General features: G+C 64.3%; 14 protein-coding genes. 11 read left to right on the top strand and 3 right to left on the bottom strand.

Annotated features, from left to right (window positions below; genetic code table 11):
- Positions 1-109 precede the first annotated feature (109 nt).
- From ACP3TD_RS13835 to ACP3TD_RS13810, 6 genes are all read left to right on the top strand, one after another.
- A complete protein-coding gene (locus tag ACP3TD_RS13835; protein WP_426763613.1) occupies positions 110-1,723 on the top strand; it encodes a cryptochrome/photolyase family protein in 1,614 nt (537 codons plus the stop codon).
- A 114-nt stretch (positions 1,724-1,837) separates the two neighbouring features.
- Entirely contained in the window at positions 1,838-3,616 is a 1,779-nt protein-coding gene (locus tag ACP3TD_RS13830; RefSeq protein WP_426763611.1) for an ABC transporter family substrate-binding protein, read from the top strand.
- Between the two features lie 270 nt (positions 3,617-3,886).
- Positions 3,887-5,572, top strand: a complete 1,686-nt coding sequence (locus ACP3TD_RS13825) for a peptide ABC transporter substrate-binding protein (RefSeq protein WP_426763610.1) — start codon at positions 3,887-3,889, stop codon at positions 5,570-5,572.
- Between the two features lie 123 nt (positions 5,573-5,695).
- Positions 5,696-6,625, top strand: coding sequence for an ABC transporter permease (locus ACP3TD_RS13820; RefSeq protein WP_045729678.1), 930 nt, complete (start codon positions 5,696-5,698; stop codon positions 6,623-6,625).
- Complete coding sequence (locus ACP3TD_RS13815) at positions 6,615-7,559, top strand: ABC transporter permease (RefSeq protein WP_056075044.1); 945 nt, start codon at positions 6,615-6,617, stop codon at positions 7,557-7,559. Before ACP3TD_RS13820 ends, ACP3TD_RS13815 begins: the two co-directional genes overlap by 11 nt.
- An 11-nt stretch (positions 7,560-7,570) precedes the next feature.
- Entirely contained in the window at positions 7,571-9,277 is a 1,707-nt protein-coding gene (locus ACP3TD_RS13810) for a dipeptide ABC transporter ATP-binding protein (protein ID WP_426763609.1), read from the top strand.
- Between the two features lie 61 nt (positions 9,278-9,338).
- Here the strand turns inward: ACP3TD_RS13810 and ACP3TD_RS13805 are convergent, their stop codons facing one another.
- Positions 9,339-10,253 (bottom strand): SGNH/GDSL hydrolase family protein, encoded by a 915-nt coding sequence (locus ACP3TD_RS13805; protein WP_426763607.1) that lies wholly within the window; start codon positions 10,251-10,253, stop codon positions 9,339-9,341.
- 271 nt (positions 10,254-10,524) lie between these two features.
- Here ACP3TD_RS13805 and typA point away from each other — a divergent pair, with 271 nt between their 5' ends.
- The gene (gene typA / locus ACP3TD_RS13800) at positions 10,525-12,453 is read left to right on the top strand and encodes a translational GTPase TypA (protein ID WP_426763605.1); all 1,929 of its coding nucleotides are present in this window, start codon (positions 10,525-10,527) and stop codon (positions 12,451-12,453) included.
- 70 nt (positions 12,454-12,523) lie between these two features.
- Here the strand turns inward: typA and ACP3TD_RS13795 are convergent, their stop codons facing one another.
- Complete coding sequence (locus tag ACP3TD_RS13795) at positions 12,524-12,763, bottom strand: hypothetical protein (protein WP_426763604.1); 240 nt, start codon at positions 12,761-12,763, stop codon at positions 12,524-12,526.
- A gap of 133 nt (positions 12,764-12,896) precedes the next feature.
- Between ACP3TD_RS13795 and fdxA the strand changes: the two genes are divergently transcribed.
- From fdxA to ACP3TD_RS13780, 3 genes are all read left to right on the top strand, one after another.
- Positions 12,897-13,223 (top strand): ferredoxin, encoded by a 327-nt coding sequence (gene fdxA / locus ACP3TD_RS13790; protein ID WP_009356972.1) that lies wholly within the window; start codon positions 12,897-12,899, stop codon positions 13,221-13,223.
- Between the two features lie 13 nt (positions 13,224-13,236).
- Positions 13,237-14,376, top strand: coding sequence for a succinyldiaminopimelate transaminase (gene dapC / locus ACP3TD_RS13785; RefSeq protein WP_426763602.1), 1,140 nt, complete (start codon positions 13,237-13,239; stop codon positions 14,374-14,376).
- 249 nt (positions 14,377-14,625) lie between these two features.
- The gene (locus ACP3TD_RS13780) at positions 14,626-15,912 is read left to right on the top strand and encodes a citrate synthase (protein ID WP_091721691.1); all 1,287 of its coding nucleotides are present in this window, start codon (positions 14,626-14,628) and stop codon (positions 15,910-15,912) included.
- 89 nt (positions 15,913-16,001) lie between these two features.
- On the opposite strand, the gene galE is transcribed toward ACP3TD_RS13780, so the two are convergent.
- Positions 16,002-17,015, bottom strand: a complete 1,014-nt coding sequence (gene galE, locus ACP3TD_RS13775; RefSeq protein WP_015937706.1) for a UDP-glucose 4-epimerase GalE — start codon at positions 17,013-17,015, stop codon at positions 16,002-16,004.
- Between the two features lie 105 nt (positions 17,016-17,120).
- Here galE and ACP3TD_RS13770 point away from each other — a divergent pair, with 105 nt between their 5' ends.
- Complete coding sequence (locus ACP3TD_RS13770) at positions 17,121-17,729, top strand: TetR/AcrR family transcriptional regulator (RefSeq protein ID WP_426763600.1); 609 nt, start codon at positions 17,121-17,123, stop codon at positions 17,727-17,729.
- Positions 17,730-17,820: the final 91 nt, after the last annotated feature.

Below are 17,820 nucleotides of genomic sequence, written 5' to 3'. Positions count from 1 at the left end.
TCGCCTGGCCCGGCGTTCGTGGACGGGGCAGGTGCAGGTTACCGTTTGCGACAGCGGAGCCGGTGTCCGCTCGGCAACGTCCGGAGAGCATTCCAACTATCGTTGGTGCATGCAAGCCGGCCAGCACCTGCGCCTCGTCCTGCCGCATCAGCTCTTCGGGCAGCAGCTTGAACTGCCGGCTGACGGCACGGTGTTTGTTCTGATCGAGCACGACCTCATGTTCCGGCAGTACGCCTTCCACTCCCACAAGCTGGTCCTGCACCGGGCATCGATGGCACGCTTTGCGCGGCGGCTCCGCAGCCACGGCTATGAGGTGGCCGTCCTGGCCAGCCACCCCTCCCGCACGTCGCGCACCCAACTGGGGCAGCTCATTCGCAGCAGCCGCCCGCGGCAGGTGACCTGGTTCGACGTCGTGGACGACTGGCTTGAGCAGGACCTGTTCGCCGGCCTCGCTGACGGCGGCTACCGGATGCCGGCCGGCGACGTCCTGGAGACTCCCAACTTCCTGACGGACCGTCGTCGGATCGACGGGTGGTTCGCGGGCAATCCTGCCCGGATGCATGACTTCTACGTGTGGCAACGCCGCCGGCTCAACGTGCTGGTGGACGGCGGAGGCCCCGTGGGCGGCAAGTGGTCCTTTGACGCCGAGAACAGGAAGAAACTTCCCCGCGGATATGTCCCGGCTGCCGTCAGCAGGTTCAACGGCGGAAACGACGCCGGGCAAGCGATGTTCGACATTGACGCACTGATGGACGACGGCGGCGGGCCGGATACCATCCCCGAGGCCGGGTCAAGCGAGGTCGAGGCAGCCATCGCTTGGGTAGCCGAGGAGTTTCCGGACGCCCCGGGGGACCCTGCTTCCTTTGCCTGGCCCACCGAAGCCGCGGAGGCCCGCCGGCATCTGGATGAGTTCGTCCGCGAGCGGCTTGCCGGATTTGGTGCCTACGAGGACGCCATCTCCACCGTGCACCCGTTCATCAACCACGGGCTGCTCACCCCGGCACTCAATATCGGGCTGTTGGACCCCCGTGAGGTTCTGGACGCAGTTTTGGACGGCGCCGGCCAGGACACGCCGTTGGCTTCGCTCGAGGGTTTCGTGCGGCAGCTGATCGGATGGCGGGAGTACATGCGCGCTACCTACCGTCTCCGCGGCCGGCAGATGCGCAGCGCAAACCTGCTCAACCACACGAATGAGCTGGGCGCCGGGTGGTGGGATGCCACCACCGGGCTGGCCCCTGTGGATATGGTGATTTCCCGGGTGCTCGCCACCGGGTACAGCCACCACATTGAACGGCTGATGATCCTGGGCAACGCCATGTCCCTCCTGCGCATCCACCCGCACGACGTCTATGAATGGTTCATGGCCATGTACGTGGATGCCTACGACTGGGTCATGGTTCCCAATGTGTACGCGATGAGCCAGTTCGCCTCAGGTGCCGGAATCACCACCAAGCCATACATCTCGGGCAGCAACTACCTGCGGAAAATGTCCGATCTGCCGCCGGGGGAGTGGATTCCCGACTGGGATGCCCTGTACTGGACCTTCATCGATGACCACAGCCCTGTCATTGAGCGCAACTCCCGGTCCAGGATGGCAGTCTCCCTGCTGGACTCGATGGATCCGGACACCCGGAACGGCCACCGGCGCCGCGCGGAGGCGATGCTTAGGCCGAACGACGGCGGCGCGCGGCTGCTGCGGCCAGCACCCGAACCCGGGGCGTAGGGTTCCTCCTCCCCGCCCAGCCGGCGACACCAAAGTATCCTGACTGTGTAGGGCGCGTTCCTGGCGACTCCAGGCCCCCTTCCCCGGGATGGAATACACAAGGAGGCTCAAGGCATGCCAGTCAGGCGCCTGATGCAGTACATCACCGCGGCGGCAGTGGCCGCAATGGCCCTTTCAGGCTGCTCAGGCGGCGGCAGCGCGCCGGTCGTGGTGGGCGAGGCCAAGCGCGGAGGCAGCGCCACCGTGGCTGAGGTCAACGCTTTTTCCTCCTTCAACCCGTTCAGCACCGATGGCAACACGGACATCAACTCCAAGATCGGCTCAGCCACGCACTCCGGCTTCTACTACTTGGACGACAAATCCGTGGTGGTCCGGAACGACAAGTTTGGCCGCTACGAAAAAGTCTCCGATGATCCGCTCAAGGTGCGGTACACAGTCAACGAAGGCGTCAAATGGTCCGACGGCGCGCCGATCGACGCCGGCGACCTCCTCCTGAGCTGGGCCGCGGGTTCGGGTTACTTCGACGACGCGGATCCCGCGGCGGGGACGGGCACCAGGTACTTCTCGGCCGCGTCAGCCGCCGGCGGTCTCGCGGGCACGGCGTTCCCCGAGCTCGGCGACGACGGCCGGTCCATCACGCTGCAGTACGCCGCGCCGTACGCGGACTGGCAGACCGCGTTCGACGTCGGCCTGCCGGCCCACGTGGTCGCCGCCAAGGCCGGGCTGAGCGACGAGGAGGACCTCGTTGACCTGATCAAGGACGCACCCAAGGGAAACCCCGGGAAGCCGGCAGTAAATCCGGCGTTAAAAACAGTGGGAGATTTCTGGAACAACGGATTCGACACGAAATCCCTTCCCGACGACCCCGCGCTGTATCTTTCCAGCGGACCCTACATCGTGCGGGACATCGTTCCGGAAGTATCCATGAAGCTCGTGCGGAACCGCGACTACGTCTGGGGGACCGAGCCGTGGCTTGACGAGATCAACGTCCGGTTCACCGGTGCCCTTCCCACCGCTGTTGATGCGTTCCGCAGCGGGCAGGCGGACATCATCTCGCCGCAGCCTTCTGCTGACACCGCAAAACTCTTCGCCGGCCTGGCGGGCCAGGGAAACACGGTGGAGCAGTACAGCCAGTCGGGGTACGACCACCTCGACCTCAACTTCTCCGGGCCCTTCGCGGACGAAGACGTGCGCAAGGCCTTCCTGAAGGCCGTGCCCCGGCAGGCCATCGTGGATGCGGTGGTGGGGGACTTGGTTGCGGACGCCAAACCGCTTGATTCGCAGGTCTTCCTTCCCGGGCAGCCCAAGTACGCGGATACCGTGAAAAACAACGGCTCGGCCGACTACGCCAAGGTTGACATCACGGCAGCCAAGGAACTCCTGGACGGCGCCACACCGACGGTCCGGATCCTTTACAACCGGGACAACCCCAACCGGGCCAAGGCGTTCACCCTGATCCGCGATTCGGCGCAGCAGGCCGGTTTCCGCGTGGTTGATGCCGGCCAGGGAAACGCGGACTGGGCAAAGTCGCTTGGGGGCGCAGGGTACGACGCCGCGTTGCTGGGGTGGATCGGAACGGGCGCCGGTGTGGGCCGCATCCCCCAGATCTTCCGCACCGGGGCGGGCAGCAACTTCAACGGATTCTCCGACGGCGATGCCGACAAGGCGATGGAGCAGCTGGCAACCACCACTGACCTCGGGAAACAGGACGAACTGCTGGCGGGGATCGATAAGCGCGTCTGGGAGAAGGCGTACGGACTGCCGCTGTACCAGACGGTCGGAGCAATAGCCTTCAACGCACGGGTGGCCGGTGTGAAACCCAGCCCGGGACCCCTCGGCGTGTGGTGGAACGTCTCAGATTGGCGCCTTGCCCAGCAGGGGACCAAGAACTGATTCCCATCCGGCAAATGGGTGATGCAGGCCACGCTTCGATTTCGCCGTGGCGCTACCGCCGAGTAGCATGTGACTTGCACAACTTCCGTTAACCGGTTAACGCGTTTAAAACGCCCCGGTCACGGTTTGGCAACGGAGTACCAGTATCTGGACTTCGTGCGGTTAGGCTACTCGTACATGTAGGACAGGTCACAGTTCACAGCTGTGCCCCGGCCTGCGGGGAAACACCAGATTTCCCCTCGTTATCTCCCACAACTCATAGGAGGCGGAATGCGTTTCACGCGCACTTCCAAAGCACTGGGCATCGTGGCAATCGCTGCGCTTGCCCTGACCGGGTGCGGCGCTGGAGGCGGCACCACGGAGGGGTCCAGCGACGCCGCCGGTGATCCCAACAAGGTCATCACGGCCTACAGCAACGAACCACAGAACCCGCTGCTGCCGGCCAACACCAATGAGGTCTACGGCGGCCGCGTCGTCGAACTCCTCTTCGAAGGTCTGCGGACCTACGACGCCGACGGCAAGCCGGTCAACGCGTTGGCAGAATCCATTGATTCCTCCGACGCCCAGAACTGGACCATCAAGGTCAAGCAGGGCCAGAAGTTCACCAACGGCGAGGCCATCACGGCCAAGACGTTCGTAGACTCCTGGAACTTCGCAGCCAACTCGAAGAACCTGCAGAACAACGGCTTCTTCTTTGAGTCCATCGCCGGCTACGAAGAAGTGTCGGCGGTCAACAGCGAGAAGACGGCCGACGGCAAGACCAAGACCACCCCTGCCCCGACGGCCGAGACCATGTCCGGCCTGGCAGCAACCGATGACTCCACGATCACCGTGAAGCTTGCCCAGCCTGAAGCAGACTGGTCGCTGCGCCTGGGCTACTCCGCTTTCTTCCCGCTTCCTTCCGCTGCCCTGGCAGACCCGAAGACCTTCGGCGAGAACCCGGTGGGTAACGGCCCGTACAAGCTCGAGAAGGAAGGCGCCTGGGTACACGACCAGTCGATTTCCCTCGTCAAAAATGCTGACTACAGCGGCCCGCGCGAGTCCAAGAACGGCGGCGTGACCTTCAAGTTCTATACCGATCCGGGCCCCGCATACACGGATCTCCAGTCGGACAACCTGGACATCACCGATGTTCTGCCGTCCAACGCCCTGAAGACCTATGAGACGGACTTCCAGGACCGTAACGCCACCAAGGCAGTCGCCACCAACTCCACGCTGAACATCCCGCCGTACAACCCGAATTTCCAGGGTGAAGCCGGCAAGCTGCGCCGCGAGGCCCTCTCCTACGCCATCAACCGCGAGGAAATCGCCAAGGTTGTCTTCAACGGCACCCGCACCCCGGCCAAGGCCTTTGTTCCGCCGGTCATCGACGGGTTCAAGGGAGACCTCAAGGGCAGCGAAGTCCTGAAGTTCGACGCCGCCAAGGCCAAGGACCTCTGGGAGCAGGCCAACAAGATCCAGCCGTACGACGACTCCAAGCCGCTCCAGATTGCTTCCAACACCGATGGTGGCAACAAGGAATGGATCGACGCCGTGGCCAACGGCTTCAAGAACAACCTCGGCATCCAGGCTGAAATCCAGCCCTTCGCCAAGTTCGCTGAAGTCCTGAACCTGCGCAAGTCCCAGCAGCTCCCCGGCCTGACCCGTGCAGGCTGGCAGGGCGACTACCCGTCGCTGTACAACTTCCTCGGCCCGGTCTGGGGCACCAACGCTTCCTCCAACTACGAGAAGTACACGAACCCCGAGTTCGACAAGCTCCTCAAGGAGGGCCTGGCTGCCACATCCACCGAGGATGCAAACGCCAAGTTCAACCAGGCACAGGAAGTGCTGTTCGAGGATCTGCCCGGCCTGCCCCTGTGGGACCAGGCACGTCCGATCGTGTGGAGCAACAACGTCGTGAAGGCCGAAACCGGCTGGAACGGCAGCATCCTCTACTACAACATCACGGCTAAGTAGTCCTTGATCTAACTTGCCGCCAAGGCTAATGGGGGTCCGGTTACGGCCGGGCCCCCATTGGCTTGCACGGCAGGAAGGTATGCATGAACCTGTTCACTTCCTCCCCGGAAGGCTGGTGATACCGTGGTCCGCTTTATCCTTCGCCGGCTCCTCCAGGTGATCCCTGTCTTCATCGGCACCACCCTCCTCGTGTACTACATGGTGTTCGCCTTGCCCGGCGATCCCATCGCGGCACTGTTCGGCGACCGCCAGCCACCCCAGGCAGTCATCGATACCCTTCGCAGCCAGTACCACCTTGATGAACCCTTCTTTGTCCAGTACGGCCTGTTCCTGAAGAACCTCTTCACTTTCAACCTCGGCAACGACTTCACCGGGCAGCCCATTGCGGCAAGCCTGGCCCGCGTCTTCCCGGTAACGGCGATGCTGGCCGTCGAAGCGCTGGCCATCCAGGCCATCTTCGGTGTGGCGTTCGGCGTGTTCGCCGGCCTCCGCCGCGGCGGCTGGTTTGACTCCACCGTCCTGGTGGCTTCCCTGGTGGTCATCGCAGTTCCCACCTTCGTGCTGGGCTTCGTGTTCCAGCTGGTCTTTGGCGTACAACTCGGCTGGGCGAAACCCACCGTGGGTGCCAACGCCGACTGGGGCAGCCTGCTGCTGCCCGCCGTCGTGCTGGGCCTTGTCTCCTTCGCGTACGTCCTCCGGCTGACCCGTGCGTCGGTCAGCGAGAACATGAACGCGGACTACGTCCGGACCGCCACCGCCAAGGGCCTGTCCCGGCCCCGGGTGGTCCTGGCACATATCCTGCGCAACTCGCTGATCCCCGTGGTGACCTACCTGGGCGCCAACCTTGGCGGTCTGATGGGCGGCGCCATCGTTACTGAAGGCATCTTCAACGTCCCGGGCGTCGGCAACAAGCTGTACCAGGCAGTCCTGCGCACTGAGGGCCCTACCATCGTGTCCATCGTCAGCGTGCTGGTGCTGGTGTTCGTGGTGTCCAACCTGCTCGTTGATCTCCTGTACGCCTGGCTTGACCCGAGGATTCGCTATGACCAGTAACAACAGCCACTTCGTGGCGCCCATCGATGAAACCCCGCTGCAGGCGACGGACGCGGTCAAGACCGACCAAGCCCCGCTCAGCCTGTGGGCAGACGCGTGGCGCAAGCTCCGCCGTCGTCCGCTGTTTATTATCTCGTCGCTGCTGATCCTCGCCCTGATCGTGATTGCGCTGTTCCCCGGCCTCTTCACGTCCACCCCGCCGAACGACGGCTGCGAACTCGGGAACTCGGAAGGCGGGCCCACTGCCGGCCACCCGTTCGGGTTTACGTTCCAGGGTTGCGACATCTACTCGCGCGTCATTCACGGCACACAGGCATCACTGTCCGTTGGCATCCTTTCGGTGCTCTGCGTACTGGTGATCGGTGTAACCCTCGGCGCATTGGCTGGCTACTACGGCGGTTGGGTCGATGCTGTTCTGGCCCGCCTTGGCGACATCTTCTTCGCGCTGCCGCTGATCCTCGGCGCCCTGGTGATCACCCAGCTGCCGCTGTTCCGCGAAAACAAGAGCGTGTGGACAGTAGTGTTCGTCATATCGCTCCTGGCCTGGCCGCAGATGGCACGCATTACCCGCGGCGCCGTCATAGAAGTGCGCAACGCAGACTTCGTCACCGCGGCGCAGGCACTCGGCGTGTCAAAGTTCAAGGCGCTGGTCCGGCACGTCCTGCCCAACGCCCTGGCACCGATCATCGTGCTGGCAACGCTGGAACTGGGCGTGTTCATCGTGGCGGAAGCCACGCTGTCCTTCCTGGGCATCGGACTGCCGCAGAGCATCATGTCGTGGGGCAATGACATTGCAGGTGCCCAGGCTTCCATCCGGACCCGGCCCGAAATCCTGCTGTTCCCCGCTGCAGCCCTGTCCATCACCGTGCTGAGCTTCATCATGCTGGGCGACGCCGTCCGTGACGCCCTCGACCCGAAGAGCCGCCAGCGATGAGAGATAAAGAGATGACAACTCCAGACGTCAGCATCGGCGAGGCCCGCGCCAACGGCAACAAGCCGCTCCTGGAAATCCGCGACCTTGCCATCACCTTCAAGACCGGTAGCGGCGAAGTCCAGGCCGTGCGCAACGCACACCTGACCATCATGCCCGGTGAGACGGTAGCCATTGTGGGGGAGTCCGGCTCGGGCAAATCCACCACGGCACTGGCGGCCATTGGACTCCTGCCGAACAACGGCAGTGTCTCCGGCGGCCAGATCCTGCTTGACGGCGAGGACATTTCCCACGCCAGTGAGCAGCGGATGATCGAGCTGCGCGGAAACACCATCGGCATGGTTCCGCAGGACCCGATGTCCAACCTCAACCCGGTATGGAAGATCGGTTACCAGGTGCGGGAGACCCTGCGCGCCAATGGCCGTCCGAGCGGCCCGGAGGACATCGCCAAGGTGCTGTCCGAAGCCGGCCTGCCCGATGCCAAACGCCGCGCGAACCAGTATCCGCATGAGTTCTCCGGCGGTATGCGCCAGCGTGCACTGATTGCCATTGGCCTTTCATGCCAGCCGCGCCTGCTGATTGCCGATGAGCCCACGTCCGCGCTGGACGTGACGGTCCAGCGGCAGATCCTGGACCACCTGGACACCATGACCACGGAACTTGGCACCTCGGTGCTGCTGATCACCCACGACCTGGGCCTTGCAGCAGAACGTGCCAACAAAGTGGTGGTCATGTACCAGGGACGCGTCGTGGAAGCAGGACCGTCATTGGAGCTGCTGCGCAATCCGCAGCACCCCTACACCAAGCGCCTGGTTGAGTCGGCGCCATCCCTTGCCAGCCGGCGCATCCAGGCAGCCAAGGAACAGGGTGTGGAGACGGCAGACATGCTGGCTCCTGCAGCGGAAACGTCCGTGGCGGACAACGTCCTGCAGATCCAGGACCTGCGGAAGGTATACAAGCTCCGCCAGGGCCTGGGTAAAGCCACGGACTTCGCGGCTGTGGACGGCGTGAGCTTCGACGTCAAACGGGGAACAACGACCGCGATCGTGGGGGAGTCCGGTTCGGGTAAATCCACGGTGGCCAAGATGGTGCTCCAGCTTGAGAAGCCTACCGACGGCAAGATCCTCTTTGACGGCGTGGATACATCACTGCTGAAGGCCGGGGACCTGTTCAAGTTCCGCCGGCGGGTGCAGCCGATCTTCCAGGACCCATACGGGTCCCTGGACCCGATGTACAACATCTACCGCACCATCGAGGAGCCGTTGCGGGTCCACAAGATCGGTGATGCGGCCAGCCGCGAGAAAAAGGTGCGGGAACTGCTGGACCAGGTGGCGCTGCCCCAGTCGGCCATGCAGCGGTACCCGAATGAGCTCTCCGGAGGCCAGCGTCAGCGCGTCGCCATTGCCCGCGCCCTCGCACTGGACCCCGAGGTCATCATCTGTGACGAGGCGGTGTCCGCACTGGACGTCCTGGTCCAGGCGCAGGTCCTGAACCTGCTGGCTGACCTGCAGTCGAACCTGGGCCTGACCTACCTCTTCATCACCCACGACCTGGCAGTCGTCCGGCAAATTGCGGACCATGTCTGCGTCATGGAGAAGGGCCGCCTCGTGGAAACCGGAACCACCGACGAAGTCTTCGAAGCGCCGCAGCAGGAGTACACCAGGGCACTCTTGAACGCTATCCCGGGTGCGAAGCTGATGCTGCCGCCGGAAGTGGCATAAAGCCGCAATCCGTCCCCGTGCAGCTGAAGGGCTGGGGCGCCACTCTGAAAGGAGCGGGGCCTCAGCCCTTCTTGCTGCCGGCTCCGGCCTGTGTGGTGGCCGCGGCAGTGGCCGTGATGTCCGGAATTCCCAGTTCCCGGAGGCGGCGTTCCAGCACCGTCCCCAGCGCCTTCCGGCCTTCGCTGTCCATGTGGACGGGGTCCGCCAGGTGCTGCGTGAGGTTGTACTTGGTCAGCCAGTCTCCCGCGCTGACAAAGGTGATGCCCTGCTTGGCTGCGATGGTGGAGAGCAGGTTGTCCACTTGGCTCCGGCGGCCGCCACCGTTGTTGGCGCCCTTCGCCAGGGTGCCCACCACGACCATCCTGGTCGTGGGGTAGCGGGCTTTCATGGCCTGGACAAGGCGGTTGGCGTTGGCGGTGATCTGGGCATCCGAGGCGCCGCGGGCAGCATCGTTGCCGCCGCCTTCAATCACCACCAGTCCTGGAGTTCCCACCGGGAGCATCCAGTCGCCCCGCTCCAGGGCGTCAATGTAGTTGCCCACCTTGCCGTTGGCTGCCGTGAAGCCTGTACCGCCATAACCGCAGAAGTGGACGTTGTAGCCAAGGGACATCAAGGCGCGGCGGGGCCAGCTGTCGTCCGGAACCGACTGGGAGTCACCGATCAGGACAGCGGTGTTCCGTACGTTCGGCACCACTACTTCGTTCCGGCCAAAGACCGGGTTCCGGAAGACCTCCCCTGGGCGCATGGCGGGGCGGGAGAGGACCTCGGACAGGTCTGCGCCCGGCGTGTATCGGGGCGCATCCGCGGGGTCCGTCGCAGCGGCCCTGAGCAGGGAAGGCGGAACCTGGTCCGGGCCGGCCGAGGCTGCCGGGGCATCCGACGCCGGAAGTTGTGCCGGTTGGCCCGGAGCCGCCAGGACGATGCCGGCGGCAATAGCAAATACCGCGATCCGCGTTAAAGCGGATGCGGGGCGCATGCTGGTTTTTCGTGGTATTCGCTGCTCATCAACAGCAATAATGGGGCATAAATCCGTATTTATCCAGTGAGTGTGACTGCTCTCAATTTCCGTCCCGCGGGGGAACGTCGCAGGGCCGGATACCTGCCGGTTCCGGACCGGTTTTAGGCCATCACTTGCCACTGCGGTTAGACTTGTTGAAGGAGCCCTGTGTTATGGGCCTGATCTGTCGTGCGTTTCGGTTGGAAATGTCGCGATGACTACAGCTGACCACGGAATCGAGTCTTTACGCATGTCTGAAACCACCACCAACACCGCGGTAGCCACTGCCTCGCGCAGTGACCTCCGCAACGTCGCGATTGTGGCCCACGTTGACCACGGCAAGACCACGCTGGTTGACGCCATGCTCAAGCAGACCAACTCCTTTGCCGAGCACAACCACCTCGAAGACCGCGTGATGGACTCCGGTGACCTGGAGCGCGAAAAGGGCATCACCATCCTGGCCAAGAACACCACGGTGGCCTACAACGGACCGTCGTCCAACGGTGAAACCATCACCATCAACGTCATCGACACCCCCGGCCACGCCGACTTTGGTGGCGAGGTGGAGCGCGGCCTGTCCATGGTCGACGGCGTCGTCCTCCTCGTTGACGCGTCCGAAGGTCCGCTGCCGCAGACCCGCTTCGTCCTCCGCAAGGCACTCGCCGCGCACCTGCCGGTGATCCTGCTGGTCAACAAGACTGACCGGCCCGACGCCCGCATCGAGGAAGTCGTCCACGAGTCCATGGACCTCCTGCTGGGCCTTGCCTCTGACCTCGCGGACGAAGTTCCGGACCTTGACCTGGACAAGATCCTCGAGGTCCCCGTTGTTTACGCTGCCGCCAAGGTTGGCCGCGCCTCCCTGGACCAGCCCGCCGATGGCGCCGCCCCGGACAACGAGGACCTTGAGCCGCTGTTCAAGACCATCATCGAGCACATCCCCGCTCCCACGTACAACCCTGAGGGCGTCCTCCAGGCACACGTCACCAACCTTGACGCCTCCCCGTTCCTTGGCCGCCTCGCGCTGCTCCGCATTTACAACGGCACCCTGCGCAAGGGCCAGACCGTTGCCTGGGCACGCGCCAATGGTGAACTCAAGAACGTCAAGATCACCGAACTGCTGGCCACCAAGGCCCTGGACCGTGTTCCGGCCGAGTCCGCAGGCCCCGGCGAGATCGTCGCCGTCGCCGGTATCGAGGACATCACCATCGGTGAGACCCTGACCGACGCCGAGAACCCGCAGCCGCTGCCGCTGATCACCGTGGACGATCCCGCGATCTCCATGACCATCGGTATCAACACCTCGCCGCTGGCCGGCAAGGTCAAGGGCGCCAAGGTCACCGCACGCCAGGTGAAGGACCGTCTGGACAAGGAACTGATCGGTAACGTCTCCATCAAGGTTCTGCCCACCGAGCGTCCCGACGCCTGGGAAGTCCAGGGCCGTGGCGAGCTCGCGCTGGCCATCCTCGTCGAGCAGATGCGCCGTGAAGGCTTCGAGCTGACCGTGGGCAAGCCGCAGGTAGTCACCAAGACCATCGACGGCAAGATCCACGAGCCGATGGAGCACATGACCATCGACGTCCCCGAAGAGTACCTGGGCGCCGTCACGCAGCTTATGGCTGCCCGCAAGGGCCGCATGACCAACATGGCGAACCACGGCACCGGCTGGTGCCGGATGGAATTCATCGTTCCGGCCCGTGGCCTGATCGGTTTCCGCACCAAGTTCCTCACGGACACCCGTGGCGCCGGCATCGCAGCGTCCATCTCCGAAGGCTACGAGCCGTGGGCCGGCCCCATCGAGTACCGCACCAACGGTTCCATGGTTGCCGACCGCGCCGGTGTTGTGACCCCGTTCGCCATGATCAACCTGCAGGAACGTGGCTCCTTCTTCGTGAAGCCCACCTCCGAGGTGTACGAGGGCATGATCGTCGGCGAGAACTCGCGTGCCGACGACATGGACGTCAACATCACCAAGGAAAAGAAGCTCACCAACATGCGTGCTGCTTCCTCCGACACCTTCGAGAACCTGACGCCCCCGCGCGACCTGACCCTCGAAGAGTCCCTCGAATTCGCCCGCGAAGACGAGTGCGTTGAGGTGACCCCGGACGCCATCCGCATCCGCAAGGTCATCCTGGACACCAACGAGCGCGCCAAGGCCGCCCGGGCACGCGCCAAGTCGTAACACCCCGCAACATACAGAATGCCGCCGGCTCCCATGCCGGCGGCATTCTGCGTTTAAGCAGGCCTGCGGGTTAAGCCCGCGGCCGGCGCCGCTCCGGAGCCGGCGGGACCTCTTTGGCCGCCACCACGGCGGCGAGCGGGATCACGACGTCGGCCTGCCGCGTCCGCACGGTGCACGCACCGCCGTCGCACGAGACAAGGTGGCCCAGGGCGTCCGTGAAGCCTCCCTCGATCCGGTACCGCACGACGACGCGGATTCCGGGGGCAGCAGCTGACAGGAAACCGGCGGGAGCGGGGGTGGGCAGCGTCACCACTTCATACTAGGAGGCCCGGCTAGGTTCGCGGGAACAGCGTGGGAGATAATAGGCTCAGATGTCAATAGTCCGGCCGCGCCGGGCGAAAGAGCCGGCGGGATGCCGGAACCAACGTGGAGAGGCCAGGGACGTGACGTACGTAATCGCGCAGCCGTGTGTAGATGTCAAGGACAAGGCATGCATCGAGGAATGCCCGGTCGACTGCATCTATGAGGGCGAGCGTTCGCTGTACATCCATCCGGACGAATGCGTCGACTGCGGCGCATGCGAGCCGGTGTGCCCTGTGGAAGCCATTTACTACGAGGATGACACCCCGGACGAGTGGGCTGACTACTACAAGGCAAACGTCGAGTTCTTCGACGACCTCGGCTCGCCGGGCGGCGCCGCGAAGATCGGCAACACGGGCAAGGACCACCCGATGATCGCCGCGCTGCCCCCGCAGAACCAAGACCACTGATACCGACGTAAAGGTGACCGCTGCAGTGCGCACTTTCGGCCTGGACCTGCCCGACTACCCGTGGGAGGCCATGGCGCCGTACCTGGCGAAGGCTTCCGAACACCCGGGCGGGGCAGTCAACCTGTCCATCGGAACGCCGGTGGACCCCACCCCGGCCATCATCCAGGACGCGCTGAAAGCTGCAGCCAACGCCCCGGGCTATCCCACGGTGCACGGAACCCCCGCGCTCCGCGAAGCCATTGCAGGCTGGTTCGAGCGCCGCCGCGGGGTAGCCGGCCTGGACCCGCGCAACATCATGCCCACGGTGGGTTCGAAGGAACTTGTTGCGTGGCTCCCGCTGCTGCTGGGCCTGAAGCCGGGAGACGTCGTCGTACGTCCCAAGGTGGCATACCCAACGTACGATATCGGCGCCACGTTCGCCGGCGTCACCTCCGTGGCCACGGACAATTGGGACGAGCTCGACGACGCCGTCCGCGCCCGTGTGCGCCTCATCTGGGTCAACTCCCCGGGAAATCCCACCGGCAGCGTGCGGGACGTGGAGTCGCTGAAGGCACTGGTGGTCCAGGCGCGGGAGCTCGGCGCCGTGGTTGCCTCTGACGAATGCTACGCAGAACTCGGCTGGGGGGATTGGGACGTCCAGCGCGGCGGCCAGCCGGTCCCCAGCATCCTGGATCCGCGCGTGGCCGGCGGATCCCACGAAGGCCTGCTGGCGGTGTATTCGCTGAGCAAGCAGTCGAACGTGGCCGGCTACCGGGCGGCGTTCGTTGCCGGTGACCCGGCGCTGATGCCCAACCTGGTCAACAGCCGCAAGCATGCCGGAATGATCGTGCCGTTCCCGGTCCAGGAAGCCATGCGGGTGGCGCTCGGCGACGATGCGCACGTGGAGGCCCAGAAGGACCTTTACCGCGGGCGCCGGGAGCAGCTGGTACCCGCCCTTAGCGGGTTCGGCCTCGAGATCAAGGATTCCGACGCCGGCCTGTACCTCTGGAGCTCAGCAGGGGAGAGCACCTGGGACACCGTTGCACGCCTTGCCGACCACGGCATCGTGGTGGGGCCCGGCGTGTTCTACGGCGAAGCGGGCAACGGGTTCGTCCGCGTCGCCCTGACAGGCTCCGACGAACGGATCGGCGCTGCTGTGGAGCGGTTGTCCTGATCACATGCATGATCCCGTAAAAAACATGTGACTCGCAACACACTGTCCGCATTTTAGGGGCATTTGCGCCGACCCGGATTAGTGACACGTGCCCAACTGGCGGTAGTTTTTAAGTGACTATCAATGGTGGCTTTCTACAAGAAGGCAGTCCGGGTGTTGGATCCTGTCTTCTCAGGCTCAAGTGCGCGGCTCACCTGATGTTGGATCAAGCTTTCGACAGAGGCCGAGAAGCCTCATGAAGGGGACTCCATGACTGAGACCAACAACGCGGCCACCCTGCTTCACGCAGGCGGAGAGCTCAAGCTGCCGCGCATCCAGGTTATTGAAGGAAACGAAGGTTACGACGTTTCCAAGCTCCTGAAGCAGACGGGCGCAGTCACCTTTGACCCCGGCTTCATGAACACCGCGGCAACCACGTCCGCGATCACCTACATCGATGGCGATGCGGGCATCCTGCGCTACCGCGGGTACCCCATCGAGCAGCTGGCGCAGCACTCCAGCTTCCTCGAGGTGTCCTACCTGCTGATCTACGGCAACCTGCCCACTCCCACGGAACTGGACGAGTTCGACCAGAAGATCCGTCGCCACACCCTGCTCCACGAGGAGCTGAAGGGCTTCTTCGGCGGCTTCCCCCGCGATGCGCACCCCATGCCGGTGCTGTCCTCGGCCGTGTCCGCGCTGTCCACGTTCTACCAGGACTCGCTGGACCCGTTCAACGCCGAGCAGGTGGAGGTTTCCACCATCCGCCTTATGGCCAAGCTGCCGGTCATCGCTGCGTACGCGCACAAGAAGTCCATCGGCCAGCCCATGCTGTACCCGGACAACTCCCACAACCTGGTGGAGAACTTCCTCCGCCTGAGCTTCGGGCTTCCGGCCGAGCAGTACGAGGTGGACCCGGTAGTCGCCAAGGCACTGGACCTGCTCCTCATCCTGCACGCGGACCACGAGCAGAACTGCTCCACGTCAACGGTGCGCCTGGTGGGCTCGTCCAACGCCAACCTGTTTGCTTCCGTCTCTGCCGGCATCAACGCCCTGTTCGGCCCCGCCCACGGCGGCGCCAACGAGGCTGTGCTCAAGATGCTGCGCCAGATCCAGGCCGAGGGCCTCAAGCCCGAGGATTACATGGAGAAGGTCAAGAACAAGGAAGACGGCGTCCGGCTCATGGGCTTCGGACACCGCGTTTACAAGAACTACGATCCGCGCGCCAAGATCGTCAAGGCCACGGCCCACGAGATCCTCACCAAGCTCGGCGGCAACGACGAACTGCTGGACATCGCCCTCCGCCTCGAAGAGAAGGCGCTGAACGATGACTACTTCATCCAGCGCAAGCTCTACCCGAACGTGGACTTCTACACCGGCCTGATTTACAAGGCCATGGGCTTCCCCGAAAAGATGTTCACCGTGCTGTTCGCCATCGGCCGCCTCCCCGGCTGGATCGCCCAGTGGCGTGAAATGATCAGCGACCCGAACACCAAGATCGGCCGTCCGCGCCAGCTGTACATCGGCGAACCGGAGCGCGACTACCCGGTCCGGTAATTTTTCGCCCGCACACAGTAATTACGACGGCGGCCGCCCACCTTCCAAAGGTGGGCGGCCGCCGTCGTCGTACCGGTGGTTGAAAGGCGTCAGGACGCGTAGCCCTGCGGGTTGTTCTTCTGCCAGCGCCAGTGGTCCTCGCACATCTGGTCCACGGTCTTGGTGGTGGACCAGCCCAGGTCCGCCAGTGCGGAGGCGGCGTCAGCCCAGAAGGCCGGGAGGTCGCCCGCGCGGCGCTCCGTGATTTCGTAGGGGATGGGCTCGCCCACGGCCTTTTCGAAGGAGCGGAGGACCTCAAGTACGGAGGAGCCCCTCCCGGAGCCGAGGTTCCAGCGGAACACGCCCGCACGGCCGGCCACGTAGTTCAGCGCCGCGACATGCCCTTCGGCGAGGTCCTCCACGTGGATGTAGTCGCGGAGGCATGTGCCGTCCGGTGTGTCATAGTCGCCGCCGAAGACCATCAGCTTCTCGCGGCGGCCCACGGCCACCTGGGCGATGAACGGTACGAGGTTGTTCGGGATGCCCTGCGGGTCCTCGCCGATCCTGCCGGACGGGTGGGCGCCCACCGGGTTGAAGTAGCGCAGCAGTGCGATGTGCCAGCGCGGGTCGGCATCGCCCAGGTCCGAGAGGATGTCCTCGATCTGTTCCTTGGTGCGGCCGTAGGGGTTGTTCGCGCCGATCTCCATCTTTTCCACGTAGGGGATGGGGTTGTGCTCGCCGTAGACGGTGGCCGACGAGCTGAACACGAAGGACCGGACGTCATGGCGGTCCATGACGCGGATCAGGTTCAGCGTGCCCACCAGGTTGTTGTAGTAGTACTTCAGCGGTTCCCGGACGGACTCACCCACGGCCTTAAGGCCGGCAAAGTGGATGACGGCGTCGATGCCGGCGCCGGCGAACACCTGCTCCACCGCGGCTTCATCCACCAGGTCCACGTTATGGAACTCCGCTTCCTTTCCGCTGAGCTCGGCAACGCGCCGCAGGGACTCTTCGCTGGAATTGACCAGGTTGTCGATGACGACCACGTCGTGGCCGGCTTCCTGCAGCGAAAGGACAGTGTGGGAACCGATGTAGCCGGTGCCCCCGGTAACCAGAATTTTCATGCCTCAACACTATCCAACGCAGCCCTTGCCTGCCGCCAGGTTCCGGATGCCGGGCAGGGATGGCTGGTTCCCGCGTTTGGGGCACAAGTGTGCTAAATAATAGGAGTGCCCAAAATTGTTGACCCGGACGTCCGGCGCCGGGATGTAGTTGACGCCGTCCTGCGCATTATTGCCGTGGACGGACTGGAACGGGCGTCACTGCGGGAAGTGGCAGACGAGGCAGGACTCGCCGTCGGGTCCGTCCGCCACTACTTCGCAGGCAGCGACGAGCTTCTCGCGTTCTCCTTTGCCAGCGTTGTGGACCGGGTGGTGGGGCGGCTCCAGGCCATGCTCCCCGCAACGGATGCTGCACTTCCCGGCAGTGCAGCCCACCGCGAAGCGGTATTAACACTGCTGGGCGGGATGCTGCCGCTGGACGAAGAGCGGGCCGTGGAGATCTGTGCCCTGATGGCCTTCAGGAGCGCCGCCCGGATCAAACCCTTCCTGGCGCCCGAGGCGGACCGCAGCCACCGGCAGGTCGCAGCCATCGCCGGCCGCGTGGTAGCCGGACTGATGCCCGCAGACGCGCCGCAGGAGAACCTGGTGATTGAGGCCGAGCGGCTGCTGGCCACCCTTGACGGCCTGGGCATGCACGCTCTGCTGCAGCCCGCCTGGATGACCGCGGAAATGTGCACCGGCGTGCTGGAACGCCATCTTGACGGACTGGGGCGCTGACAGACACTAACGTGGGGTGGAACCGGGAATAGACTGGGAACCGGGGCTGCCGGCGGATGATGCAGGCGGCCCGGGCAGGGGAGTACTCCAG

The sequence above is a fragment of the Pseudarthrobacter sp. 1G09 genome, from assembly GCF_050038305.1.
Classification (GTDB): domain Bacteria; phylum Actinomycetota; class Actinomycetes; order Actinomycetales; family Micrococcaceae; genus Arthrobacter; species Arthrobacter equi.
The sequence above is the reverse complement of the archived record's forward strand: the minus strand, read 5'-3'. Positions and strand labels throughout refer to the sequence as shown.